The sequence below is a fragment of the Streptomyces sp. NPDC003697 genome (genome assembly GCF_053587115.1).
Window position 1 is genome coordinate 1 of sequence record NZ_JBSFNN010000094.1, and the last position, 24,123, is coordinate 24,123.

At 73.0% G+C, this 24,123-nt stretch carries 20 protein-coding genes and 1 pseudogene; 9 read left to right on the top strand and 12 right to left on the bottom strand.

The window, feature by feature from the left end; genetic code table 11:
• From ACWDNY_RS27100 to ACWDNY_RS27125, 6 genes are all read left to right on the top strand, one after another.
• The coding region (locus tag ACWDNY_RS27100) for an AAA family ATPase (protein ID WP_451648415.1) at nt 1–1,977 on the top strand (1,977 nt) is incomplete at its 5' end.
• A gap of 333 nt (nt 1,978–2,310) precedes the next feature.
• A complete protein-coding gene (locus tag ACWDNY_RS27105) occupies nt 2,311–4,221 on the top strand; it encodes an ABC transporter substrate-binding protein (RefSeq protein ID WP_451648416.1) in 1,911 nt (636 codons plus the stop codon).
• Between the two features lie 41 nt (nt 4,222–4,262).
• A complete protein-coding gene (locus tag ACWDNY_RS27110; RefSeq protein ID WP_451648417.1) occupies nt 4,263–5,336 on the top strand; it encodes an ABC transporter permease in 1,074 nt (357 codons plus the stop codon).
• The gene (locus tag ACWDNY_RS27115) at nt 5,333–6,250 is read left to right on the top strand and encodes an ABC transporter permease (protein ID WP_451648418.1); all 918 of its coding nucleotides are present in this window, start codon (nt 5,333–5,335) and stop codon (nt 6,248–6,250) included. Before ACWDNY_RS27110 ends, ACWDNY_RS27115 begins: the two co-directional genes overlap by 4 nt.
• A complete protein-coding gene (locus ACWDNY_RS27120) occupies nt 6,247–7,269 on the top strand; it encodes an ABC transporter ATP-binding protein (protein ID WP_451648419.1) in 1,023 nt (340 codons plus the stop codon). The genes ACWDNY_RS27115 and ACWDNY_RS27120 overlap by 4 nt, the downstream gene beginning before the upstream one ends.
• Entirely contained in the window at nt 7,266–8,342 is a 1,077-nt protein-coding gene (locus ACWDNY_RS27125; protein ID WP_451648420.1) for an oligopeptide/dipeptide ABC transporter ATP-binding protein, read from the top strand. Before ACWDNY_RS27120 ends, ACWDNY_RS27125 begins: the two co-directional genes overlap by 4 nt.
• 515 nt (nt 8,343–8,857) lie before the next feature.
• On the opposite strand, the gene ACWDNY_RS27130 is transcribed toward ACWDNY_RS27125, so the two are convergent.
• From ACWDNY_RS27130 to rimP, 8 genes are all read right to left on the bottom strand, one after another.
• Nucleotides 8,858–9,814 (bottom strand): bifunctional riboflavin kinase/FAD synthetase, encoded by a 957-nt coding sequence (locus ACWDNY_RS27130; RefSeq protein ID WP_451648421.1) that lies wholly within the window; start codon nt 9,812–9,814, stop codon nt 8,858–8,860.
• 362 nt (nt 9,815–10,176) lie between these two features.
• Complete coding sequence (gene truB / locus ACWDNY_RS27135) at nt 10,177–11,082, bottom strand: tRNA pseudouridine(55) synthase TruB (RefSeq protein WP_451648422.1); 906 nt, start codon at nt 11,080–11,082, stop codon at nt 10,177–10,179.
• A complete protein-coding gene (rbfA, locus tag ACWDNY_RS27140; protein ID WP_451648423.1) occupies nt 11,079–11,531 on the bottom strand; it encodes a 30S ribosome-binding factor RbfA in 453 nt (150 codons plus the stop codon). Before rbfA ends, truB begins: the two co-directional genes overlap by 4 nt.
• A gap of 48 nt (nt 11,532–11,579) precedes the next feature.
• Nucleotides 11,580–11,873, bottom strand: a complete 294-nt coding sequence (locus ACWDNY_RS27145; RefSeq protein WP_451648424.1) for a DUF503 domain-containing protein — start codon at nt 11,871–11,873, stop codon at nt 11,580–11,582.
• A 344-nt stretch (nt 11,874–12,217) separates the two neighbouring features.
• A complete protein-coding gene (gene infB / locus ACWDNY_RS27150) occupies nt 12,218–15,256 on the bottom strand; it encodes a translation initiation factor IF-2 (RefSeq protein ID WP_451648425.1) in 3,039 nt (1,012 codons plus the stop codon).
• A 217-nt stretch (nt 15,257–15,473) separates the two neighbouring features.
• The gene (locus tag ACWDNY_RS27155; protein ID WP_451648427.1) at nt 15,474–15,755 is read right to left on the bottom strand and encodes a YlxR family protein; all 282 of its coding nucleotides are present in this window, start codon (nt 15,753–15,755) and stop codon (nt 15,474–15,476) included.
• 137 nt (nt 15,756–15,892) lie between these two features.
• A complete protein-coding gene (nusA, locus tag ACWDNY_RS27160; protein WP_451648428.1) occupies nt 15,893–16,879 on the bottom strand; it encodes a transcription termination factor NusA in 987 nt (328 codons plus the stop codon).
• 2 nt (nt 16,880–16,881) lie between these two features.
• Nucleotides 16,882–17,379, bottom strand: coding sequence for a ribosome maturation factor RimP (rimP, locus tag ACWDNY_RS27165; protein WP_451648429.1), 498 nt, complete (start codon nt 17,377–17,379; stop codon nt 16,882–16,884).
• A gap of 214 nt (nt 17,380–17,593) precedes the next feature.
• On the opposite strand from rimP, the gene ACWDNY_RS27170 reads away from it, so the two are divergent.
• The 3 genes from ACWDNY_RS27170 to ACWDNY_RS27180 all read left to right on the top strand — a co-directional run bounded on the left by ACWDNY_RS27170 (nt 17,594) and on the right by ACWDNY_RS27180 (nt 19,652).
• The gene (locus ACWDNY_RS27170) at nt 17,594–18,169 is read left to right on the top strand and encodes a hypothetical protein (protein WP_451648430.1); all 576 of its coding nucleotides are present in this window, start codon (nt 17,594–17,596) and stop codon (nt 18,167–18,169) included.
• Entirely contained in the window at nt 18,166–18,630 is a 465-nt protein-coding gene (locus ACWDNY_RS27175; protein ID WP_451648431.1) for a ferritin-like domain-containing protein, read from the top strand. The genes ACWDNY_RS27170 and ACWDNY_RS27175 overlap by 4 nt, the downstream gene beginning before the upstream one ends.
• A gap of 122 nt (nt 18,631–18,752) precedes the next feature.
• The gene (locus ACWDNY_RS27180) at nt 18,753–19,652 is read left to right on the top strand and encodes an aminoglycoside phosphotransferase family protein (RefSeq protein ID WP_451648432.1); all 900 of its coding nucleotides are present in this window, start codon (nt 18,753–18,755) and stop codon (nt 19,650–19,652) included.
• A 424-nt stretch (nt 19,653–20,076) separates the two neighbouring features.
• On the opposite strand, the gene ACWDNY_RS27185 is transcribed toward ACWDNY_RS27180, so the two are convergent.
• From ACWDNY_RS27185 to ACWDNY_RS27200, 4 genes and pseudogenes are all read right to left on the bottom strand, one after another.
• Nucleotides 20,077–21,780: a proline--tRNA ligase gene (locus tag ACWDNY_RS27185; protein WP_451648433.1), complete on the bottom strand. Its 1,704-nt coding sequence runs from the start codon at nt 21,778–21,780 to the stop codon at nt 20,077–20,079.
• Between the two features lie 197 nt (nt 21,781–21,977).
• Nucleotides 21,978–22,547, bottom strand: coding sequence for a GNAT family N-acetyltransferase (locus tag ACWDNY_RS27190; RefSeq protein ID WP_451648434.1), 570 nt, complete (start codon nt 22,545–22,547; stop codon nt 21,978–21,980).
• A gap of 495 nt (nt 22,548–23,042) precedes the next feature.
• A complete protein-coding gene (locus ACWDNY_RS27195; RefSeq protein WP_451648435.1) occupies nt 23,043–23,891 on the bottom strand; it encodes a GNAT family N-acetyltransferase in 849 nt (282 codons plus the stop codon).
• Between the two features lie 115 nt (nt 23,892–24,006).
• Nucleotides 24,007–24,123 (bottom strand): annotated as a pseudogene (locus tag ACWDNY_RS27200) (flavodoxin-dependent (E)-4-hydroxy-3-methylbut-2-enyl-diphosphate synthase); the annotation flags it as partial.

Below are 24,123 nucleotides of genomic sequence, written 5' to 3' on the forward strand. Positions count from 1 at the left end.
GCCCTCGTCGACGTAGGCCTCGGAGACGTAGAGGCTGTCGACATCGGTGTGGTCGACCCGGCCGCGCAGCCCGGCGGCTACGGCTTCCCGCAGAACCCGGGTACCGCACACGCCCCCGGCACGCCCGACCCGGCCGCGCAGCCCGGCGGCTACGGCTTCCCGCAGAACCCGGGTACCGCACACGCCCCCGGCACGCCCGACCCGGCCGCCCAGCCCGGCGCTTACGGCTTCCCGCAGCAGCCCGCCCAAGGCGGTCAGCCGGGTCAGCCCGCGCAGCCCGGCCGGCCGGGGCAGCAGCCCGGGCCGGAGCTTCCGCAGGCCCAGCCCGGCGCCGTTCAGCCGCCCGTCGACCCCCGGGCCGGTAACGCCTGGCCGCAGCCGATACAGCACGACCAGCGGCAGCCCACCAACCCCGGTGCCGCGCCGCTCGGTTACACGGCGGCCGTGGAGCTGTCCTCCGACCGGCTGCTCAACAACAAGAGGCAGAAGGCCCGCAGTGGCCGGCCGGCCGCCGCCGCGTCCAGGTTCAAGTTCGGCGCCAAGAAGGAGGAGGCCGAGCGGCAGCGGAAGCTGGAGCTGATCCGCACTCCGGTGCTGTCCTGCTACCGCATCGCCGTGATCAGCCTCAAGGGCGGTGTCGGCAAGACCACCACGACCACCGCGCTCGGCGCCACGCTCGCCACCGAGCGGCAGGACAAGATCCTCGCGATCGACGCCAACCCCGACGCCGGCACCCTCGGCCGCCGTGTCCGCCGCGAGACCGGGGCCACCATCCGCGACCTGGTCCAGGCGATCCCGTACCTCAACTCGTACATGGACATCCGGCGGTTCACGTCCCAGGCGCCCTCCGGTCTGGAGATCATCGCCAACGACGTCGACCCGGCGGTTTCCACCACCTTCAACGACGAGGACTACCGGCGGGCGATCGACGTACTGGGCAAGCAGTATCCGGTCATCCTCACGGACTCGGGCACCGGCCTGCTGTACAGCGCCATGCGGGGCGTGCTCGACCTCGCCGACCAGCTGATCATCATCTCGACGCCGTCCGTGGACGGTGCGAGCAGCGCCAGTACGACGCTGGACTGGCTGTCGGCGCACGGGTACGCCGACCTCGTCGCGCGCTCCCTCACCGTCATCTCGGGGGTGCGCGAGACCGGCAAGATGATCAAGGTCGAGGACATCGTGGCGCACTTCGAGACGCGCTGCCGCGGTGTCGTCGTGGTGCCGTTCGACGAGCACCTGGCGGCCGGTGCCGAGGTGGACCTCGACATGATGCGGCCGAAGGTGCGCGAGGCGTACTTCAACCTCGCGGCGATGGTGGCCGAGGACTTCGTCCGCCACCAGCAGTCGCACGGGCTGTGGACCTCGGACGGCAACCCGCCGCCGGTGGCGGCCCCGCCCATGCCGGGCCAGCCGCTGCCGGGAGCCCCGATGCCCGGTCAGCCGGTGCCCGGACAGCCCGTGCCGGGCCAGCCGTATCCGCAGTACCCGGGCCGGCCGGCGTCGCAGGGCGGCCCGTACCCCGCTGAGCCCGGGCAGCCGTTCCCGGCACCGCCCGGGCAGCCGATGCCGGGCCAGGCCCTGCCCGGGCACCACGTACCCAACCAGCACGTGCCCGGGCAGCCGATGCCCGGACAGCCCGCTCAGCCGGTCCCCGGCCAGTTCGTGCCCGCGCAGCAGCCGTATCCGCAGCAGCCCGGGCGGCCCTACCCCCAGCAGCCGGGCCTGCCGGCGCAGGGCGGCGGTCAGTACGCCGGTCAGCCGGCTCCGGGCCAGCCGTTCCCGGGCCAGGCTCCGGCGCCGGGTGCACCGTCCGCCCCGCAGCCGTATCCGGGGCACCCGGGCCAGCCAGGACAGCCGGGTCAGCCGGCTCCGCAACAGCCCGGGCAGCCGCAGCCCCCGCAGGGACCGGGGCAGCTGCAGTCCCAGCCGCCGCAGGGCCAGACCCCGCCCCCTCCGGCTCCTCCCGAGCAGTGACCGCGGCGGCCCTTCCAGGGCCGCGCCCGCCTCGAGGGCCCGCGCCGTACGACCCGGCGCGGGCCCTCGCGCATTCACGCGGCGGACCTGCGGTATCCCGCCGCCACCCCCTGACCAGGGGGGCGTCAGTGGTCTCCACCAATGGGAGCGCGGAGGGGGTCAATTCGTTATTTCCGCAGGCCACACCGGGTTTGACGAACCGTTGACGCGCGCAGAATGCCGCTGATAGACACTCACTTCATTCCGCCGGCGTCACCCGATCAAGCCCGTTCCAGCCCGTCGCGCAGGGGACCCGCAGCGTCCCGTGCCTGCGAGGACGCGAGGTCATGAGCCATGAACACACACGATCAGCACGGCAGAGGACGTACCGGTCCACGCCTTGGGCGAACGCGGCTCCTCGCCGCCGCGGGCGCGGCCGCCCTGGTCCTCACCGCCGGCCTCGCCACCCCGTTCGCACCCGCCGCGCAGCAGGCGCACGCCGCGGAAGCCGGGGACGCGCAGGCCACGAGGGCGGACGGAGGGGACGGCGACGGCAAGAACGTCCTCACCGTCGCCGTCGCACAGAGTGTCGACTCGCTCAGCCCGTTCCTCGCGGTCCGGCTCCTCAGCACGAGCATCAACCGGCTCATGTACGAGTACCTGACCGACTACGACCCCAAGGACGCCCATGTCGTCCCGGGTCTGGCCACCAAGTGGTCGCCGTCGCCGGACAAGCTGACGTGGAGCTACACGATCCGCACCGGCTCCAAGTGGTCGGACGGCGAGCCGGTCACTGCCGAGGACGCGGCGTGGACGTTCAACAAGATGATGACGGACGAGGGCGCCGCCACGGCCAACGGCAGCTTCGTCGGCAACTTCGCCGAGGTGACCGCGCCCAGCGCCACCCGGCTGGTCATCAAGCTGAAGAAGCCGCAGGCCACGATGACGGCGCTGGACGTGCCGATCGTGCCCAAGCACGTCTGGGAGAAGGTCGGGGACTTCTCCAAGTTCAACAACGACAAGTCCTTCCCGATCGTCGGCGACGGGCCGTTCGTGCTCACCGACTACAAGCCCGACAGCTATGTACGGCTGAAGGCCAACAAGACCTTCTGGCGCGGGGCGCCGAAGTTCGACGAGCTGGTCTTCCGCTACTACAAGGACCAGGACGCCGCGGTGGCCGCCCTGCGCAAGGGCGAGGTCTCCTTCGTCGCCGGCTCGCCGTCCCTGACACCCGCCCAGGCGGCCTCCCTCAAGGGCGTGAAGAACATCCGCGTCAACGACGCGCCGGGCCGCCGCTTCTACGCCCTCGCGACCAATCCCGGCGCGCAGGCGAGGAACGGTGAGAAGTTCGGCGACGGCGACCCGTCCCTGCTGGACCAGCGGGTGCGCAACGCCCTGTTCCTGGCCGTCGACCGCCGGACCATCATCGACAAGGTGTTCCAGGGGCACGCTGCCGAGGGCCAGGGGTACATCCCGCCGCGCTACGCCACGTACTTCTGGAAGCCGTCGGCCGGCCAGGACCTCTCCTACGACCCGGCGAAGGCGGCCCGGCTCCTGGACGAGGCGGGCTACAAGGCGAACGCCGCCGGCAAGCGGGTGGGCAAGGACGGCAAGCCGCTGAACTACCGCGTGCTCTGCCACGCCACCGACCCCAACGACAAGGCGGTCGGCAAGTACCTGCAGGAGTGGTGGGGCAAGCTCGGCATCGGGGTGACGGTCAACTGCCTGGACAACGTGACCGATCCCTGGCTGGCCGGCAAGTACGACCTGGCCTTCGACGGCTGGTCCGTCAACCCGGACCCGGACTTCGTGCTCTCCATCCACACCTGTGCCGCACGCCCGGCGACCCCGAAGGACACCGGCGCCACCGACAACTTCATCTGCGACCGGAAGTACGACGAGCTGTACGCCCGACAGCTGGCCGAGTACGACCCGGCCAAGCGGGCGGACCTGGTCAAGCAGATGGAGTCGCGGCTGTACGACCTGGGATACATGAACGTCATGGCCTATCCGAACGCGGTCGAGGCCTACCGCACGGACCAGATCGAGTCGATCACCACCATGCCGTCGAAGGCGGGCAACATCTACGGCCAGGACGGCTACTGGAGCTGGTGGTCCGCCGTTCCGGCGAAGTCCGGTGATTCCTCGGACGGGTCCACGTCGACGGGCGTCATCATCGGAATCGTCGCGGGCGTCGTCGTCCTCGCCGGCCTCGGGACGTTCCTGGCGATGCGCCGGCGGGCCACGGCCGACGACCGTGAATAGGCAGCCGACCGCCCGGCCGGCCACAGACCGAGTGAGTGCACATGACCGCTGAAGCGACACCCGCGCCGGCCGCGGGCGCCGTCGCCGGCCCGGCGGCGATCCGGCCGGCGACGGACCGCGGACCCCGGGCCGGCACGGCCGCCGCGTACCTGCGCTACGTGGCGGGCAAGCTGGCCGGCGCGGCCGTCTCGCTGCTCGCCGTCCTCGTCACCAGTTTCTTCCTCTTCCGGTTGATCCCGGGCGACCCGGTGAAGTTCATGACCGGCGGGCGCCCGATCTCGACCGCGCAGATCGCCGCCTACCGGCGGGAGTTCGGGCTCGACCTGCCCCTGTGGCGGCAGTTCACGCAGTACTGCGGCAAGGCGCTGACCGGGGACCTCGGGACGTCGTACCAGTTCCGGGCCCCGGTCGTCGACAAGATCATCGAGGCGTTGCCGAACACGCTGCTGCTCACCGGCACCGCGTTCGTGCTCTACACCGTGCTGGGCATCGTGCTCGGCACACGGTCGGCCTGGCGGCACGGCGGGCTCGGCGACCGGCTCAACACCGCGCTGGCACTGACGCTGTACTCGATCCCGTCGTTCTGGCTGGGCCTGCTGCTGATCATCGTGCTGTCGGTCGGTGTGGGCCCGGTGCCCGGGCTGTTCCCGACCGGCGGGATGGAGTCGGGCGGCGAGGAGGGCCTGGCCCACGTCGCCGACGTGCTCCACCATCTGATCCTGCCGGTGGTGACACTGGTCGCCGTGGAGTACGGGCAGACGCTGCTCGTCACGCGCTCCGCGCTGCTGGACGAGATGGGCAGCGACTACCTGACGACCGCGCGGGCCAAGGGCCTCAGGGACGACCTCGTCCGGCGCCGGCACGCGGTGCCGAACGCGCTGCTGCCGACCGTGACGCTGATCTTCGTCAACCTCGGCCGGACCGTCGCCGGCGTCATCCTCGTGGAGACGGTGTTCTCCTGGCCGGGTCTGGGCGGCCTGTTCTACCAGGCGCTGAGCGTGCCCGACCTGCCGCTGGTGCAGGGCCTGTTCTTCGTCTTCGCGTCTGCGGTGATCGTGATGAACACCCTTGCCGACCTGCTCTATCCGCTGCTCGATCCGAGGGTGGGACGATGACCGCCGACACCGCCGCGCCCGCCGCCGGGCCGCGCGCCCTGACGTGGCAACGCCGCCGTGCCTCCGTGGTCCGCTTCTGGCGGCAGTACCGCACGCACCGGGCGGGCCTGTTCGGGCTGGCCGCGCTGGTGCTGTGCGCGCTGGTCGCGCTCACCGCTCCGCTGACCGTCGGGGCGGACGTCCAGAGCGTGACCCACGCGCCCGGCGGGCCGCTGGAGAGCCCTAGCGGACGGTTCCCGCTGGGCACCGACCAGTTCGGGCGCGACCTGCTGGGCCTGGTCGTCTGGGGCTCGCGGGTCTCGCTCCTCGTGGGGCTGCTGGCGGCCGTGCTGTCGGTGGCGATCGGCGCGCTCATCGGCATCACCGCCGGGCACTTCCGCGGCTGGTACGCCACCGTGATGATGCGCGTCACCGACTGGTTCCTGGTCATGCCGACCCTCGTGCTCGCCATCGCGCTGGCCACGGTGATGTCCCGCTCGCTCGGCACCATCGTGCTGGCGATCGGCGTGACGACCTGGCCGACCACCGCCCGTCTGGTGCGGGCGCAGACGCTGGCCGTGGAGTCACGGCCGTACATCGAGCGCGCCAAGGCGCTCGGCGGCGGCCACTGGCACATCATGTCGCGGCACGTGCTGCCCAACGTCATGCCGCTGGTGCTCGCGCAGACGACCCTGATCATCTCCTCCGCGATCCTCGCCGAGGCGACGCTCGCGTTCCTCGGTCTCGGGGACCCGACGGTCGTCTCCTGGGGCGGGCTGCTCCAGGACGCCCGGGAGGCGGGCGCGGTCAGCTCGGGCGACTGGTGGTACCTGGTGCCGCCGGGCATCGCCATCGCCGTCGTCGCGCTGGCGTTCACACTGTGCGGGCGCGCGGTGGAGTCCGTCCTCAACCCCAGGCTGGGGGTGTCCCGTTGACCCTGCTCGACGTCAGGAACCTGACGGTGACCTATCCGGGCGGGGCGGCCGCGGTGCGCGGCGTCGACCTCCGCCTCGCCGCCGGTGAGAAGCTCGGCATCGCCGGGGAGTCCGGCTGCGGCAAGTCCACGCTGGCGCTGGCCCTGCTGCGGCTGCTGCCGGCCGGGGCCCGGATCACCGGGGAGATCCTGCTGGACGGCGAGGACGTGCTGGCCATGAAGTGGGGCCGGGTGCGCGCCGTGCGCTGGGCCGGCGCCTCGATCGTCTTCCAGGGGGCGATGCACTCCCTCAACCCCGTGCACCGGGTGGGCGACCAGATCGCCGAGCCGGTCCTGCTGCACCGCAGGGCCACCCCGGCCGAGGCGCGGGCGAAGGCCGGCGAGCTGCTGGAGCACGTGGGCCTGCCCGCGGCACGGGCGCAGGCGTATCCGCACGAGCTGTCGGGCGGTCAGCGGCAGCGCGTCATGATCGCCATGGCGCTGGCCTGCGACCCCCGTCTGATCGTCGCCGACGAGCCGACGACCGCCCTGGACGTGATGATCCAGGCCCAGATCCTGCGGCTGATCGAACGGCTGGTGAGCCAGCAGGACCTCGGCCTGATCATGATCAGTCACGACCTCGCCGTCCTCGCCGACACCTGCGACCGGCTGGCGGTGATGTACGCGGGACGGGTGGTCGAGGAGGGCCCGGCCCGGCAGGTCCACGAGGACGCCCGGCACCCCTACGGGCGGGCCCTGTCGGCGGCCTTCCCGCGGATCGGCGACCCCGCGTCGCGGTTCGCGCCCCGCGGGCTGCCGGGCGACCCGCCGGACCCGGCCGCGCTGCCGCCGGGCTGCACGTTCCACCCGCGCTGCCCGGTCGCGCTGGACCTGTGCGCCACCGAGGACCAGGAGCTGCGGGACGCGGGAGCGGCGCGCCGCGCCGCCTGTGTGCGCGTGGACCCCGGTGCCGAGGCCGGGGCGACGGCGGCGGTGCGGGGGGACGAGGACGAGGAAGAAGTGAGGAGCAGCGCCCCATGACCACTCCTGTCCCCAGTGCGCCGCTGATCGGCGTCGAGGGCCTGCACGTCACCTTCCCCGGCCGGCACGGCGCGCCGCCGGCCCGGGCCGTGGACGGCGTGGACCTCACCGTCCGGCGCGGTGAGATCGTGGCGCTGGTCGGCGAGTCGGGCTGCGGCAAGACGACCCTGGCCCGCTCCCTGCTCGGTCTGGTCCGCCCGACCGCGGGCCGCGTCACCTTCGACGGGGCGCCGCTCGACTACTCCTCCCGTGCGCTGAAGGCGTACCGCAGGCGGGTGCAGCTGGTGCTGCAGGACCCGAGCGGCTCCCTCAACCCGCGGCACACGGTGTACGACGCCGTGGCCGAGGGCCTGCGCATCCACGGCTACGGCGGCGACGAGCGGGCGGCGGTCGCCGAGGCCCTCTCCCGGGCCGGGCTGCGGCCGCCCGAGCGGTTCTTCCTGCGGTACCCGCACGAGCTGTCCGGCGGCCAGCGCCAGCGGATCGTGATCGCGGGCGCGCTGGTCCTGGAGCCCGAACTCGTCGTCGCGGACGAGCCGGTGGCCTCCCTGGACGCCTCGGTGCGCGGTGAGATCCTCGCCCTGCTGCTGCGGCTGCGCACCGAACTCGGCCTGTCCGCCCTGGTCGTGACGCACGATCTGGGCCTGGCCTGGAACATCGCCGACCGGGTGGCGGTGATGTACCTCGGCCGGATCGTGGAGACGGGCGCGGTGGAGCAGGTCCTGACGGCGCCCCGGCACCCGTACACGCGGGCCCTGCTGTCCGTGCTCCCCGAGGCGCCGGGCGCTCCGGTCGTGCTCACCGGCGAGCCTCCGGACCCCTCCCGCATCCCCTCGGGGTGCCGCTTCCACGCGCGCTGCCAGATCCTGGCGAGCGGCGAGGCCGAGCGGGCGGGCGTCGCGGACGCGTGCCGCGGTGTGGATCCGGCGATCCTGGGCGGGGACGGCGCGGCTGAGGTGGCGTGCCACTGGGCGCGCGCCGAGGCCGGGGCGCCCGCCGGTGCGGCGAGTGGCCGCGGCGGGACGAGCGGGAGCGGGGGAACGCCCACCTCGACCGCCGACGCCGGAGCGTGAGCGCACCACCGACGCCGGGGCGTGAGGCGGGCACCGCAGCAGCGGTTCGGGGCGGGGCGGGCGGCACGGCCAGGATGTCCGGGCGGTCGCCGTACTGAGGTCGTGTACGGGCGTCGTGGGCGCCCACCGGATCCGTCCCGGGCGCAGTGAGCGGGCCCAGAAGTAGCCGGTGAGAGAACCGGCTCTCTCCGGCCGGCCGTCGGCGTCGAGGATTCTCACCGCCGCCGCATCACTCGGCGCGGCACCGCCCTGCTTCACGATGTCCGCCGATCAACAGATCGCCGTCGCCTCACCGCCGCCGAGGTGATTGACCGGACCAGTGTGACTTCCGCCATCCGGTACGGCAATCACATGCGGTGACCACCGGCGGAAGGAGGACAGCGCCGTCCGGAAGGAAGCGCTCGTGCTGAGGTCCTCACGAGGCGGTGGGCGTGAGAGACAGCGTCATCGGCACCGTGCACGACGGAGTGCGAGCGCTCGGAGGCAGCACCCGTGATCGGCCAAGCAGGTCCGGCCTACGCGGCCTTCTCGTCCGCCGCGATGATCTCCCGGCACTTCCGGACGTCCTCGGCCATGGTCTCCAGGAGGGCGTCCAGCGAGTCGAACCTCGCCTGGCCGCGCACGAAGGACAGGAAGTCGACGGCGACGTGCAGACCGTACAGGTCGAGGCCGACACGGTCGATGGCGTACGCCTCGACCGTGCGCTCGGTACCGTCGAACTGCGGGTTCGTACCGACGGAGACGGCGGCCGGCATGACCTCGCCCTGGGCGTGCAGGTAACCCGCGTACACCCCGTCGGCGGGGATCGCCGTGTGCGGCAGCGTCTCGACGTTCGCCGTGGGGAAGCCCAGCTCGCGGCCGCGCTGGGCGCCGCGGACCACGATGCCCTCCACCCGGTGCGGGCGGCCCAGGATCTCTCGGGCGCCCTCGACGTCCCCCTCCGAGACCAGGCGCCGGGTGAGGGTGGAGGAGAACGGCTCGCCGCCGCCGGCCTCGCCGGTCAGGTACAGGTCGACGGCCTCGACCTCGAAGTCGTAGATCCTGCCCTGCTCGACGAGGAAGTCCACGTTGCCCGCGGCCCGGTGGCCGAAGCGGAAGTTGGGGCCCTCGACGACCGCCTTGGCGTGCAGCTTGTCGACCAGGACCTTGACCACGAAGTCGGCCGGGGACAGCTTGGAGAACTCGGTCGTGAAGGGCAGGACGAGGACCGCGTCGACACCGAGGTCGGCCATGAGGTCGGCACGGCGGTGGTGCGGAGCGAGCAGCGGGGGGTGGCTGCCGGGACGGACCACCTCGCTGGGGTGCGGGTCGAAGGTGACGACGACGACGGGGACATCGAGTGCGCGGGCGCGGTCCACGGCGTGCCGGATGATCAGCTGGTGACCGCGGTGGACGCCGTCATAGGACCCGATGGTGACGACGCTGCGCCCCCAGTCCTGGGGGATGTCCTCCAAGCCACGCCAGCGCTGCACTGTGACCGCTCCTCGTCGAAACCCGTGTCGGTGTTGCCTCTTCCGCAGGTCTAAGGGTGCCATGCCGCACTGTCCCGGCCCGCATCGGCATGGGGGCTGTGACCGGGCGCACGCGCAGGCCGGCCGTCGCAGCGGGCGGTGGGGGACCGCCGTGCCGTCAGGGGTACCTCACACGGCGAACGCGCCCCCTTGCGCTCCCTCCGTTCACTCCGAGCGCCTGCCCAGTCGGGTGAATACGCGGGGGCGGCTGGATAAGCCTAGGGGTGGGGGAACCGAGGGGGGACCGTGGAGCGGCGACCGTGGGCACCCGTGATCGCCGCTCCACGGGCGGAGGGAAGCGAGCCTCCGCCCGGCAAGGCGCCTCAGCCGAAGACGGCCAGGCTCTTGGCCTTGCCCCGATGCTCCTCCACGAGCGCGAGCAGACGTCCCTCCGGGCCGAGGACGGCGACTGCCCCGGCGCCCGCGTACTCCTCGGGCATCTCCAGCCGCACGCCGTTGGTGAGCAGCCGCGCGCGCCGCGCGTCCACGTGCCAGCCGGGGAACGCGGCCGCGGCAGCGTCGGCGAGCGGCATCACGGTCAGCTCCTGCTGGAGCTGGTCCAGCGTCCTGGCCGCGTCCAGCCGGTAGGGGCCCACCCGGGTGCGGCGCAGGGCGGTGAGGTGACCGCCGACGCCGAGGTCGGCGCCCAGGTCGCGGGCGAGGGCGCGGATGTAGGTGCCGGAGGAGCACACCACCGACACCACCAGGTCGAGCACGGCCGTGCCGTCCTCGGCGACGGCGTCCCGCACGTCGTGGACGGTGAAGGAGGACACGGTGACCGGCCGGGCCGGGATCTCGAACTCCTCGCCCTCGCGGGCCCGCTTGTACGACCGCACGCCGTCGATCTTGATGGCGCTGACCTTGGACGGCACCTGCATGATGTCGCCGGTCAGCTTGGCGATGCCCGCGTCGACGGCCTCGCGGGTCACCTTGGAGGCGTCGGTGGAGGAGATGATCTCGCCCTCGGCGTCGTCCGTGAGCGTGTTCTGCCCGAGCCGGACGGTGCCGACGTACTCCTTCTCGGTCAGTGCGAGGTGCCCGAGGAGCTTGGTGGCCTTCTCCACGCCGAGGACGAGGACGCCGGTCGCCATCGGGTCGAGCGTGCCGGCGTGGCCGACACGGCGGGTCCGGGCGATCCCCCGCATCTTGGCGACCACGTCGTGTGAAGTGAAGCCCGACGGCTTGTCGACGATGACGAGGCCGTCGGGCGGGGTGGGTTTGTCGGTCATTCGGCGGTGTCGTCCGTCTCGTCGTCGGAGTCGGGCTTCCGGTACGGGTCCGCCTCACCGGCGTAGTTCTTGCCCGTCGCCGCCTCGCGTACCGCAGCGTCGGAGGCGCGCGCCTTGTCGAGGAGGTCCTCGATGGTCCGGGCGGTGTCCGGGAGGGCGTCAGCGACGAAGGTGAGGGTCGGGGTGAACTTCACGCCCGCGGCGCGGCCGACCTCGGAACGCAGGATGCCCTTGGCGCTCTCCAGGCCGGCGGCCGCTGCCTGCCGTTCCTCGTCGTCCCCGTAGACCGTGTAGAAGACGGTCGCCTCCCGCAGGTCACCCGTGACCCGGGTGTCCGTGATGGTGACGTGCGAGCCGAGCCGCGGGTCCTTGATCCCACGCTGCAGCTTCTGGGCCACCACCTCCCGGATGAGGTCCGCCAGCCTTTTCGCCCGCGCGTTGTCGGCCACTGGTCCGTCTCCCGTTCTTTCTTCTTCTGCGTGCTTCGCCAAAGGTCGTCAGTCGTCTTCGCCGTGGAAGCGCCGCCTGACGGACAGCAGTTCCACCTCGGGGCGGCCGGCGACCAGCCGCTCGCACCGGTCGAGTACGTCGGTCAGGTGCCCCGCGTCACCGGAGACCACGGCCAGGCCGATGACGGCCCTTCGGTGGAGGTCGGCGTGGTCCACCTCCGCCGCGCTCACGGAGTATTTCCGCTGGAGCTCGGCGACGATCGGGCGGACGACGGAGCGCTTCTCCTTCAGCGAGTGGACGTCGCCGAGGAGGAGGTCGAAGGACAGAGTCCCCACGAACATGTGTGTATCCGGTTCACCCGCCGGTACGGGTTCGATGGTCCTGCCGTCGGTGTGGGCAGGGACACCAAGAACGGTACCCCGAACCCTGCCGGTGACTCGACGGGGTTTCCCGTCGTTGCAGGTCAGCGGCGGGACTCAAGTCGCGCATCCGCCCCGGGATCCGCCCGAGCGCCGTACGGCACCGCGGCCCGGCACTGCGCGACGGAGCCCGTTCCACCGGGAACGGGCCCGTCGGGTCCGGGGCGGCAGCCCCAGGACCGTTCTGCCCGGGTCGACTGCCCCCGGGAACGGCGCGCCGGCCGACGGGAAACGCGTTCCCGTCGGCCGGCGGCCAACCGTGGCTGTTACGCCCGCGGCTTCTCGCGCATCTCGTACGTCGCGATGACGTCGTCGACCTTGATGTCGTTGAAGTTTCCGAGGTTGATACCACCCTCGTAGCCTTCGCGGATCTCGGTGACGTCGTCCTTGAAGCGACGCAGACCCTCGATGTTGAGGTTCTCCGCGATGACCTTGCCGTCGCGGATGAGGCGCGCCTTGGTGTTGCGCCGGACCTCGCCGGAGCGGATGAGCACACCCGCGATGTTGCCCAGCTTGGACGAACGGAAGACCTCGCGGATCTCCGCCGTGCCGAGCTCGACCTCCTCGTACTCCGGCTTGAGCATGCCCTTGAGGGCCGCCTCGATCTCCTCGATCGCCTGGTAGATGACCGAGTAGTACCGGACGTCCACACCCTCGCGCTCGGCCATCTGCGCGGCACGCCCGGCGGCGCGCACGTTGAAGCCGATCACGATGGCGTCCGAGCCCATCGCCAGGTCGATGTCCGACTCCGTGACCGCACCGACGCCGCGGTGCAGGACGCGGATGTCGACCTCCTCGCCGACGTCCAGCTGGAGCAGCGAGGACTCGAGGGCCTCGACGGAACCAGAAGCGTCACCCTTGATGATGAGGTTGAGCTGCTGGACCTCGCCGGCCTTGAGCACCCTGTCCAGGTCCTCCAGCGACACGCGGCGCGTGCGCTTGGCGAAGGCCGCGTTGCGCTCACGGGCGGCACGCTTCTCCGCGATCTGGCGGGCCGTACGGTCTTCCTCCACCACGAGGAAGTTGTCGCCCGCACCCGGGACGTTGGTCAGGCCCAGGACCTGGACCGGCGTCGACGGGCCGGCCTCGGACACGTTGTTGCCGTTGTCGTCGAGCATCGCCCGGACCCGGCCGTACGCGTCGCCGACCACCATCGTGTCGCCGACCCGCAGCGTGCCTCGCTGGACGAGCACCGTCGCCACGGCGCCACGGCCGCGGTCGAGACGGGACTCGATCGAGATGCCCTGCGCGTCCTGGTGCGGGTTGGCCCGCAGGTCGAGCGAGGCGTCGGCCGTGAGGATGACGGCCTCGAGGAGGCTGTCGATGTGCAGACCCTGCTTGGCGGAGATGTCGACGAACATGGTGTCGCCGCCGTACTCCTCGGCCACCAGGCCGTACTCGGTCAGCTGACCGCGCACCTTGGTCGGGTCGGCGCCCTCGACGTCGATCTTGTTGACCGCGACCACGATCGGGACGTCGGCCGCCTTCGCGTGGTTGAGCGCCTCGACCGTCTGCGGCATGACGCCGTCGTTGGCCGCGACGACCAGGATCGCGATGTCGGTCGACTTCGCACCACGGGCACGCATGGCGGTGAACGCCTCGTGACCCGGGGTGTCGATGAAGGTGATCTTCCGCTCTTCGTCGTTGACCTCGGTCGCGACCTGGTAGGCACCGATGTGCTGGGTGATACCACCGGCCTCGCCCGCGATGACGTTCGTCTTGCGGATGGCGTCGAGCAGGCGGGTCTTGCCGTGGTCGACGTGACCCATGACGGTCACGACCGGCGGACGGACGACCAGGTCCTCCTCGGACCCCTCGTCCTCACCGAACTCGATGTCGAAGGACTCCAGGAGCTCACGGTCCTCCTCCTCCGGGCTGACGATCTGAATCGTGTAGTTCATCTCGTCGGCCAGGAGCTGCAGCGTCTCGTCGGAGACGGACTGCGTGGCCGTGACCATCTCGCCCAGGTTCATCATGACCGCGACGAGCGACGCCGGGTTGGCGTTGATCTTCTCCGCGAAGTCGGTGAGCGACGCACCGCGCGACAGGCGAATGGCCTCGCCGTTGCCGCGAGGCAGCATCACGCCGCCGACCGACGGGGCCTGCATGGCCTCGTACTCCTGACGGCGCTGCCGCTTCGACTTGCGGCCGCGGCGCGCGGGACCACCCGGACGGCCGAAGGCACCCTGCGTGCCGCCACGGCCACCGGGACCGCCCGGACGACCGCCGAAGCCGGGACGGCCACCGCCGCCACCGAAGCCGCCACCGCCGCCGGGACGACCGGCGAAGCCGCCGCCACCACCCGGGCGACCGGCACCGCCACCGCCGCCGGGACGACCGGCGAAGCCGCCGCCACCGCCGGGACGACCGGCGCCGCCGGGACGACCCGCACCGCCCGGACCGCGGCCGCCGGGGCCGGGACGCGGGCCGGCAGCGGGACGCTGCGGCATCATGCCGGGGTTCGGACGCGGACCGCCCGGACCGGGACGCGGACCGCCCTGCGGACGGGGCATCGAGCCCGGGGTCGGGCGCGGACCGCCCGGAGCCTGCGGACGCGGACCGCCGCCCTGGGCGCCGGGCGCCTGCGGACGGGGACCGGCGCCGGGGGCACCGGGACCGCCGGGCCGCTGGCCCTGCGGACGGGGCGCCTGCGGGCGCGCCATACCGGTGGAGCCACCGGAGGTGAAGGGGTTGTTGCCCGGGCGCGGACCGGCCGGGCGACCGCCCGGACGCGGAGCCTGGCCGCCGGGGCGCTGGCCCTGGCCGCCGGGACGGGGAGCCTGACCGGGACGACCGGCCTGGCCCTGACCCGGACCACCGGGACGGCCGCCGGGCCTGGCTGCGCCGGGACGGGCGGCGGGCTTCGGCGCGGCCGGGGACGGAGCCGACGGCGGAGCGGTGAACTCCGGCGTGGCGGGCGCCGCCGGGGCCGGGCGCGGGGCGGGCTTGGGGCCCGGCACCGGACGCGGGCCGGGGCTCGGCGCGGACGGGGCCGCGGGCTGCTGCGCCGCGGCAGGGGCGGCCGGCGACTTCGGGGCAGCCGGACGCGCGGGGGTGCTGGCCGCCTGCGCCGATGACGGCGCGGCGGGCCTGGGGGCGGCCTTCCTGGGGGCGGACGGCTTGCCGGCGGACCTGCCGTTGCCGCTGCCCTGCTGGAAGGCGTCAGTCAGTTTGCGTACTACGGGCGCCTCGATCGTCGAGGACGCCGATCGGACGAATTCACCGAGCTCCTGGAGCTTGGCCATGACGACCTTGCTCTCAACGCCGAACTCCTTGGCGAGTTCGTATACCCGGACCTTAGCCACTTCGCTCCTTTGAGGTCCGGGTTGCGGCCGGACCGTCGCTAGTTCATGGGCGTACTCATCGCGTACTCATCGAGTGCTCATCGCAATCTCGACCTGCTTTCGACTCGCGAGGTACCAGGCCGCACGGGGCTCCGCGCGGCATGTCTTCCTTACCGTGTCGCCTGCTCGGTTCCGCTCGGCATGGCCGGCATCACCCAGTAGGCCGTCGGCTGCCGTTTCAGCAACCTTGTGCCTGCTCGACGTAGTGGCGCAACGCCTTTACGTCGAGCGGTCCCGGGGCGCGAAGCGCCCGCGGAAACGCCCGGCGGCGCACCGCCTGGTCGAGACAGACCGAGGCGGGGTGTACGTAGGCACCCCGGCCGGGCAGCGTACCGCGAGGATCGGGGACGCATTCGCCCTCGGTCACCACGGTCCGCAGCAGTTCGGTCTTGGCCGCTCGCTCCCGGCACCCCACACAGGTGCGTTCAGGGCATACTCGGGCGTGCGTCCGACCAGACACTTCTAGTCTACCTCCCCTGACCGATCTCACCCCTACGGGGGAGAGGTGCGACAGACACTGCGTACCGAACTGTCGTGATCTAAGCGACCTGCGGCTCAGATCTATTCCCCTTCCCGGGTGACGCCCCGGGGAGGGGCTCAGGCGGACGCCTGCTCGGTGTCGGGGCGGATGTCGATCCGCCATCCGGTGAGCCGGGCCGCGAGGCGGGCGTTCTGCCCCTCCTTGCCGATGGCCAGTGACAGCTGGTAATCGGGCACGGTCACCCGTGCCGACCGGCTCGCCAGGTCCACGACCTCCACCTTGGAGACGCGGGCCGGCGACAGCGCGTTCGCCACCATCTCGGCCGGGTCGTCCGACCAGTCGACGATGTCGATCTTCTCACCGTTCAGCTCGCCCATCACGTTGCGCACCCGGCCGCCCATGGGGCCGATGCAGGCTCCCTTGGCGTTCAGGCCCGAACGGGTGGACCGCACGGCGATCTTCGTACGGTGACCGGCCTCACGGGCGATCGCCGCGATCTCGACGGACCCGTCGGCGATCTCCGGCACCTCCAGGGCGAAGAGCTTCTTCACCAGGTTGGGGTGCGTGCGCGACAGGGTCACGGACGGCCCGCGGACGCCCTTGGCCACCCGGACGACGTAGGACCGCAGGCGGGTGCCGTGCGGGTACCTCTCGCCCGGGACCTGCTCCTGCACCGGCAGGATGGCCTCCAGCTTGCCGATGTCGACGAGCACGTTCCTCGGGTCGCGCCCCTGCTGGACCACACCGGTGACGATGTCGCCCTCGCGGCCGGCGTACTCCCCGAGCGTGGCGTCGTCCTCCGCGTCGCGCAGCCGCTGCAGGATCACCTGCTTGGCGGTGGTCGCGGCGATCCGGCCGAAGCCGGACGGGGTGTCGTCGAACTCGCGGGCCTCTTGGCCCTCCTCGAGGTCCTCGGGGTCCTCCTTCGCCCACACGGTCACATGGCCGGTCTCCCGGTTCAGCTCCACGCGCGCGTGGCGGCGGCTTCCCTCGGTGCGGTGGTAGGCGATGAGGAGGGCCGACTCGATCGCCTCGACCAGCAGGTCGAAGGAGATCTCCTTCTCCCGTACCAAGCCCCGCAGGGCACTCATGTCGATGTCCACGGCTACGCCTCCTCTTCCTTCTGGTCCTTGCGGCTGAACTCGACCTGGACGCGCGCCTTGACGACGTCCGGGAAGCCGAGTCTGCGGGTGGTGGCCTTCCGGCCCTTGACGCCGGGCACTTCGAGGTCGAGGCCCTCGTCGTCGACGTTCAGGATCCTGGCCACCAGGTCACCGCCCTCGGCCAGCTGGAACCTCACCAGCCGGCCCGTGGCACGCACGTAGTGCCGGTGTTCCGTGAGGAGGCGTTCCGCGCCCGGGGTGCCGACCTCCAGGGTGTACTCGCCCTGGCCCATCACGTCGCTCTCGTCGAGCTTCGCCGAGAGCGCACGGCTCACATCGGCGATCTGGTCCAGGTCCGCCCCGGTGTCGGAGTCGACGACGACGCGCAGCACACGCTTGCGTCCGACGGAGTCCACGGCGATCTCTTCGAGATCCAGGCCCTGGGAGGCGACGAGCGGTTCCAGCAGTTCCCGCAGCCTCTCGCTCTGGGTGGTGCTCATCCGGGTGACTCCTCGGCCGCGTGTGCTGTTGTGGGTACGTCGCGTGTCTGATCAAAGGGTATCCGGTCCGAAGGGGTGTTGCCGTCCACTGCGGCGGGGCGGACGCGTACGTGGTGCCGCTGAGCGGAACCGGACAGGTGCACGGGTACCGTGATCACGGGCGAACCGCCCCTCCCCACCGTTGCCGTGTTCGAACTCCCCGAGGACGTCTGCCGTGCCGTTCCCCCTACCCCCGCGCGCCCTCACGGGTCCGCGCAGAAGGAACCTGCTGGCCACGGCCGCCGGGGCCGCCCTGCTCGCGGGCTGCGCCGGCGGATCCGGCGACCCGGGCGGCGCGGGCACGGGTCCGTCGGCGGCCGAACGGGTCCGCGCGGGAGCCGCCCGGGACAGCCGCGGGCTGAGGGAACGTTACGACGCCGTGATCGCCGCGCATCCGCCGCTGGCGGAGCGGCTGCGGCCGCTGCGCGCCGAGGTCGCCCGGCACGAGCGGGCGTTCGGCGGTGACGGGGTCACGCCCACCGCACCGGCGGTGCCGGCCGGACCGCAGGGCGCGAGTGTCCCGGCGCGGGTCGCCGCGGCCGGCGGGCCGTCGCCGTCCGTCTCCGCGTCCGCCGCCGTCCCACCGAACGAGAAGGACGCCCTCGCCGCACTCGCCGCCGCCGAACGGGCCCTCGCGGACCGGCGGACGACGGCGCTGCTGCAGGTGCCGGGCGAGCTGGCGCGGCTGCTGGCCTCCGTGGCGGCGGCCGGGGCGGCGCACGCGTATCTGCTGACGGAGGGCGTCAAGTGAGCGAGACGAGCGCACCCAGGATCACGGCCCTGCAGGCGGCGCTCGCGGCCGAGCACGCGGCCGTGTACGGCTACGGTGTCGTCGGCGGCCGGATCGGGGACGCCCGGCGCGCGGAGGCCCGCACGGCCTACGACGCGCACCGGGCGCGGCGGGACGCCCTCGCGCGGGAGGTCCGGGACCTGGGCGGCAGGCCGGTGGCCGCCGCGGCGGCGTACGCGCTGCCCTTCCCGGTGCCGGACTCCGCGGCGGCGGTCCGGCTCGCCGCCGAGCTGGAGGACCGGATGGCGGCGGTCTACTCCGACGTGGTGCGGGCCACGGACGGCGAGCGGCGCCGCGCGGCCGCCGGGGCGCTGCGGGAGGCGGCTGTCCGGGCGGTGCGCTGGCGCGGCGGCAGCGTAGCCTTCCCTGGTCTGCCCGAGCGGGCGGAGACGGCCGCACCGCCGGCGACACCGGCGGCGTGATCCGGGAGGCGCCCGGGCCGCGCCCGGCGTAGTACGGACGGTGGACGCCCGCGGTTCACGGGGTACCGGGCCACGGCGTCAGGTGACGCGTCCGGGAAGGGCACGGAAGGAGCGACTCGCGCATGGCTTTGGAACCGCCGCCGCGTCTGGTGCGGGCGCTCGGTGAGACGGCACCCGCCGGCGACGACTGGCTGGGGAAGCTGCCCGAGACGGCGCGGGAGGCGGTCGCCTCGCGCGAGTTGACCGTCGAGCGGGTACAGGTGCCCGGCGGGCGCAGCAGCCTGGTGGTGCTGGTCCGGACGGCCGACGGGACGCCGGCCGTGCTGAAGCTGGCGCCGCCCCGGGCCCGGCCGGAGAGCGAGCGTGCGGCGCTGGCCCACTGGGGCGGGCGGGGCGCCGTGCAGTTGCTCGAGCCGTTCAGGACCGAGGGGGTGCTGCTGCTGGAGCGGCTGCACCCGGACGTGTCGGTCCGCTCGCTGCCGGAGGCCAGGGCGCTGCTGGAGGCCGCGGGCACGCTGCGGCGGCTGTGGGTGGAACCGCCCCCCGAGCACCCCTTCGAGACCGTGGCGGAGCGGACCGGACGGCAGGCCGAGGCGATGCGGGCGGGCGCCGAGCTGGATCCCGAGGCGGCGCCGCTGGTCGAGGCGGCGCTCTCGGCGCGGGAGGAGTTGCTGGCAGGGCCCCCGGAGCGGCTGTTGCTGCACGGCACGTTCCGGCAGAGCAAGGTGCTCTCCGGGGACCGGGTGCCGTGGCTGGCCGTCGGTCCCGACCCGGTGGTCGGCGAGGGCGCCTTCGATCTGGCGCGCCTGGTCCGTGACCGGGTGGAGGACCTGATCGCCTCGCCGTCCGGCGCCTCGACGACCCGGCGGCGGGTCAAGCGGCTCGCGGAGTCGCTGGAGGTGGACCGGGAGCGGCTGCGCGGGTGGACGCTGTTCCGGGCCGTGGAGTCCGGTGTCCGGGCCCGCCGGGTGGGCCGTCCGCGCGACGCGGAACTGCTGCTGGAGTTCGCGTCCTGGCTGTGAGGCCGATGCCGCGACCGCGGCGCTCGTCGCGGTCGGTCGTCGCGTCGCCAGTGGGCGCGGCCGGCCGCGCGTGCGGGGGGGGCGGGCGGCGCTCGGTGAAGACGGAAGGTCCGCGGCTTCCGCGGCACGCGGACGGCCGCGACCGATGCCGGGTGACGCCTGTCAGGGCCCGGCCTCGCCGCGACGGACCCCCGGAGACCCCGCCCCGGCCGGGATAGGGGCGCGGACGACCGCGCGTGCCGGGGGCGGGCGGCGCTCGGTGAGGACGGGGCCGTGCGGCTTCCGCGGCGCGGCCGGGCAGGCCGTCTCCCCCGCGCGATGCCGGCCGGGGCCCGGCCCCGTCACGACGGAGCCGCGGAGGCCCGGACCCGGCGGGGATGCCGGGAAGGGTCCGGGGGCCCTTCCCGACGTCGGTGTTCCCGCCTCACTCCGCCGTCAGTCGGGCGATCGCCTCCTCGACGGTCAGTTCCTCGCGCTCGCCGGTCCTGCGGTCCTTCAGCTCGACCACGCCCTCCCCCGCGCGCCGGCCGGCCACCAGGATCTGCGGCACACCGATCAGCTCGGAGTCGGTGAACTTCACGCCCGGGGAGACGCCGGCCCGGTCGTCGACCAGGACGCGGACGCCGGCGGCGGCCAGCCGCTGCGACACGTCGAGGGCCAGCTCGGTCTGCAGGGCCTTGCCCGCGGCCACCACGTGCACGTCGGCCGGGGCGACCTCCTTGGGCCAGATCAGGCCCTTGTCGTCGGCGAGCTGCTCGGCGAGCGCGGCGACCGCGCGGGAGACGCCGATGCCGTAGGAGCCCATGGTCACACGGACCGGCTTGCCGTTCTGGCCCAGCACGTCGAGCTTGAGGGCGTCGGTGTACTTGCGGCCCAGCTGGAAGATGTGCCCGATCTCGATGGCGCGGTCCAGCTTCAGGCCGGTGCCGCACTTGGGGCACGGGTCGCCCTCCTGGACCACCACGACGTCGACGTACTCGCCGACCTCGAAGTCGCGGCCCGCGACGACGTTCTTCGCGTGCGTGTGCTCCTTGTTGGCACCCGTGATCCACGCGGTGCCGGGGGCCACGCGCGGGTCGGCGATGTAGCGGACCTTCTCCAGGCCCTGCGGGCCGACGTAGCCGCGGACCAGGTCGGGCCGGCCTACGAAGTCCTCCGCGGTGACCAGCTCGACGGCGGCCGGGGCGAAGTGCGCCTCGACCTTGTCCAGGTCGACCTCACGGTCGCCGGGGACGCCGACGGCGACGATCTCGCCGTCCACCTTCACGAGCAGGTTCTTCAGGGTGGCGGAGGCCGGGACACCGAGCGAGGCGGCGAGGGTCTCGATGGTGGGGGTGTCCGGGGTCGGGATCTCCTCGAGCGCGGGCACGCCGGTGGCGTCCACCGGCGTCAGCCCGTAGGTGATGGCCTCGGTGTTGGCGGCGAAGTCGCAGTTCGGGCAGTCGGCGAAGGTGTCCTCGCCGGCGTCGGCCGGGGCGAGGAACTCCTCGGACTTGGAACCGCCCATGGCGCCCGCGGTGGCGGCGCAGATGCGGTAGTCCAGGCCGAGGCGGGCGAAGATCCGCTGGTAGGCCTGGCGGTGCAGGGCGTAGGACTCGGCGAGGCCCTCGTCGGAGAGGTCGAAGGAGTAGGAGTCCTTCATCAGGAACTCGCGGCCGCGCAGGATGCCCGCGCGGGGCCGTGCCTCGTCCCGGAACTTGGTCTGGATCTGGTAGAGGATGACCGGCAGGTCCTTGTACGAGGACGCCTGGTCCTTCACCAGCAGCGTGAAGATCTCCTCGTGGGTCGGGCCGAGGAGGTAGTCGCCGCCCCTGCGGTCCTGCAGGCGGAACAGCTCGGCGCCGTACTCCTCCCAGCGACCGGTCGTCTCGTAGGGCTCGCGCGGCAGCAGGGCGGGCAGCAGCACCTCCTGGGCGCCGATGGCGTCCATCTCCTCGCGGACGATGCGCTCCACGTTGGCGAGGACCTTCCTGCCGAGGGGCAGCCAGGTCCAGATGCCGGCGGCGGTGCGGCGGACGTAGCCGGCGCGTACGAGCAGCTTGTGGCTGAGGACCTCGGCGTCCGCCGGGTCGTCACGCAACGTCTTGGCCATCAACTGGGACATGCGCTGGACCGGTGCGTTCGCCATGGGTCTCGTACTCCTGCTGCGGTGGGGTGATGGCTAGGAGGTTAGCCGGGCGGTCCATCCCGGTGGAAATCGGTTAACGCTCCACAGGGCGCCCCCGCACTGCCCTGGGTGCCCGTTCGGCCCGGGTCCGGGAGGCCGTGGCGTTTCCGGCGCCGGGGGTGCCTGCCACGCCGTGCGAGGTCCGCGTCCCCGTGTCGTCAGCGGCGGCGCAGGGGGAGCGGGGCGCCCATGACGGCGTAGGGCATCGCGGCGCTGGGGAAGAGCACCCGGCGGGCCAGGTCCTGGTAGCCGAGCGAGTGGTAGAGGCCGCGTGCCGGGCTGTCGGTGTCGATCGCGGAGAGGATCGAGCGGGGTTCGTCGGCGGCGTCGGTGATCGCGGTGATCAGGCTGCGGCCGATGCCGCGGCCCTGGTGGTCCGGGTGCACGTGCAACTCGGTGATCACAAAGGAGTCGTCGAGCCAGTCGTCGTGGCCGCGGGCACGGAGGTAGGGCTCGACGACGGTGGACCACCAGTGGGTGCGGTTGTTGGGCATGCCGTAGACGAACCCGACGAGACGCCCGTCGGCGGTGGTGGCGCCGAGTGCGCGGGCGTTCGGGTAGCTCATGTGCCGCAGCACGATCTGCCGGCGTACCGCGACCTCTTCGGCACCGAGCCCGAAGGCGAGGGCCTGCACGGCGAGCGCCTCGTCGACGCGGGCGGGCAGGTCGAGAGGGCCGATCACGATGTCGTCGGGGTGGGGCCGTCCGTGACCGGGGAAGTGGGGCATGCCGGGGAGACTACAGGGCGTGTATGAGACCCGGCGCGGGCGCGTCCGGCCGGCGACCGGAACCGGTCGCCCCCAAGCCCCCAGGTGACGGGCGGATCGTGGGGGGACGCCGGCCGGTTCGCCCGGTGGGGACGGGGCACGGCGGCCGGTTTGCGCCGGGCCTCGGCAGGCGGGTCGCCGCGCAGGGCCCCGCCCTGCCGCCCTCCTCCGCCCTGGGACGCACGGCACCGGACCCCACTCCCCTATCCGGCCCGACGCCGGCGAACGACCCTGACCCCAGCGAAAGCCCCCAGTGCCGCGGCAGGCGGCGTCTGCCCGTCGAGGAGCGGTGTCCGGTGCGTGCTCTCGGGGTGCCGGCCGGACGCCCTCGCACTGGATGTGCACTGGGGCTTCCGGCCGGTGCGGCGAGTGGGGGTACCCCCTGCTCGAGCGGAGCCGAGAGCTTGCGGGAGCGTGCCGGGCGTCGCGACGGGGCGAACGCTGCCTGCCGCGGCACTAGAAGAGCACGCTCATGAACGCGCCGACCTCCTCGAAGCCCACCCTGCGGTAGGTCCGGCGCGCGGGGGTGTTGAAGTCGTTGACGTACAGGCTCACCACCGGCGCCACGTCGGCCAGCGCGTACCGCAGCACCGCCGCCATGCCGGGGGCCGCGATCCCCTTCCCGCGGTACTCGGGTGCCATCCACACGCCCTGGATCTGGCAGGCCTGCGGGGTCGCGGCGCCGATCTCCGCCTTGAACACGACCTTGCCGTGCTCGTCGACGCGGGCGAAGGAGCGGCCGGAGCCGACGAGTTCGGCGACGCGGGCCTGGTAGAGCACGCCGCCGTCCCCGGCGAGCGGGGAGACGCCGACCTCCTCGGTGAACATCGCCACGCACGCCGGCATGATGGTTTCCATCTCGTCCCGGCGGATGCGTCGGACGTCGGGATCCGGGGCGATGTCGGGCGGCATACGGTCGGCGACCATGAGGGGCTGGTGGGCGCGGACCTCGCGGGCCGGACCCCAGCTGGGTTCGAGCAGCCGCCACAGCCGCGCGGTGGGCTCCACCGGGCCGACGATCGAGGAGCAGCGCCGGCCGGCCCGGCGGGCCCGGTCGGCGAAGGCGCGTACGGCGCGCGGGGTGGCGCAGATCGGGACGAGGTTGGCCCCCGCGTAGCACAGGGACGTGAGCAGGCCGTCCTCGTACCAGCCCCACATCTCGCCGCCGAGGCGCCACGGGTCGAGTCCGGCGACCTGCACGCGGGAGGTGACGAAGGCGTTCGCGACCGGCTCGCGATGCAGGACGGCGAGCGCGGCGTCCAGGTCGCTCGGTTCGAGCACCCGTGAGGTGGTCTGGGTCAACACGTGCGGGGCCTCACCCTGGGGTTCTGCTGGTCTCCGCACTGTACCCGCCGCCCTCGGGCCGCGCCGCCCCCCTCGGGCGACGCGGTGGGAGGGCGGTGGGGGCCCGTGCCGGTGCTCAGCCCGCGACCGACACCGAGGGCTCGCCGGAGGCGGCGCCGTCGGCCTCCATCTGCGCGGCGAGCTTCATGGCCTCCTCGATGAGGGTCTCCACGATCTTCGACTCCGGCACGGT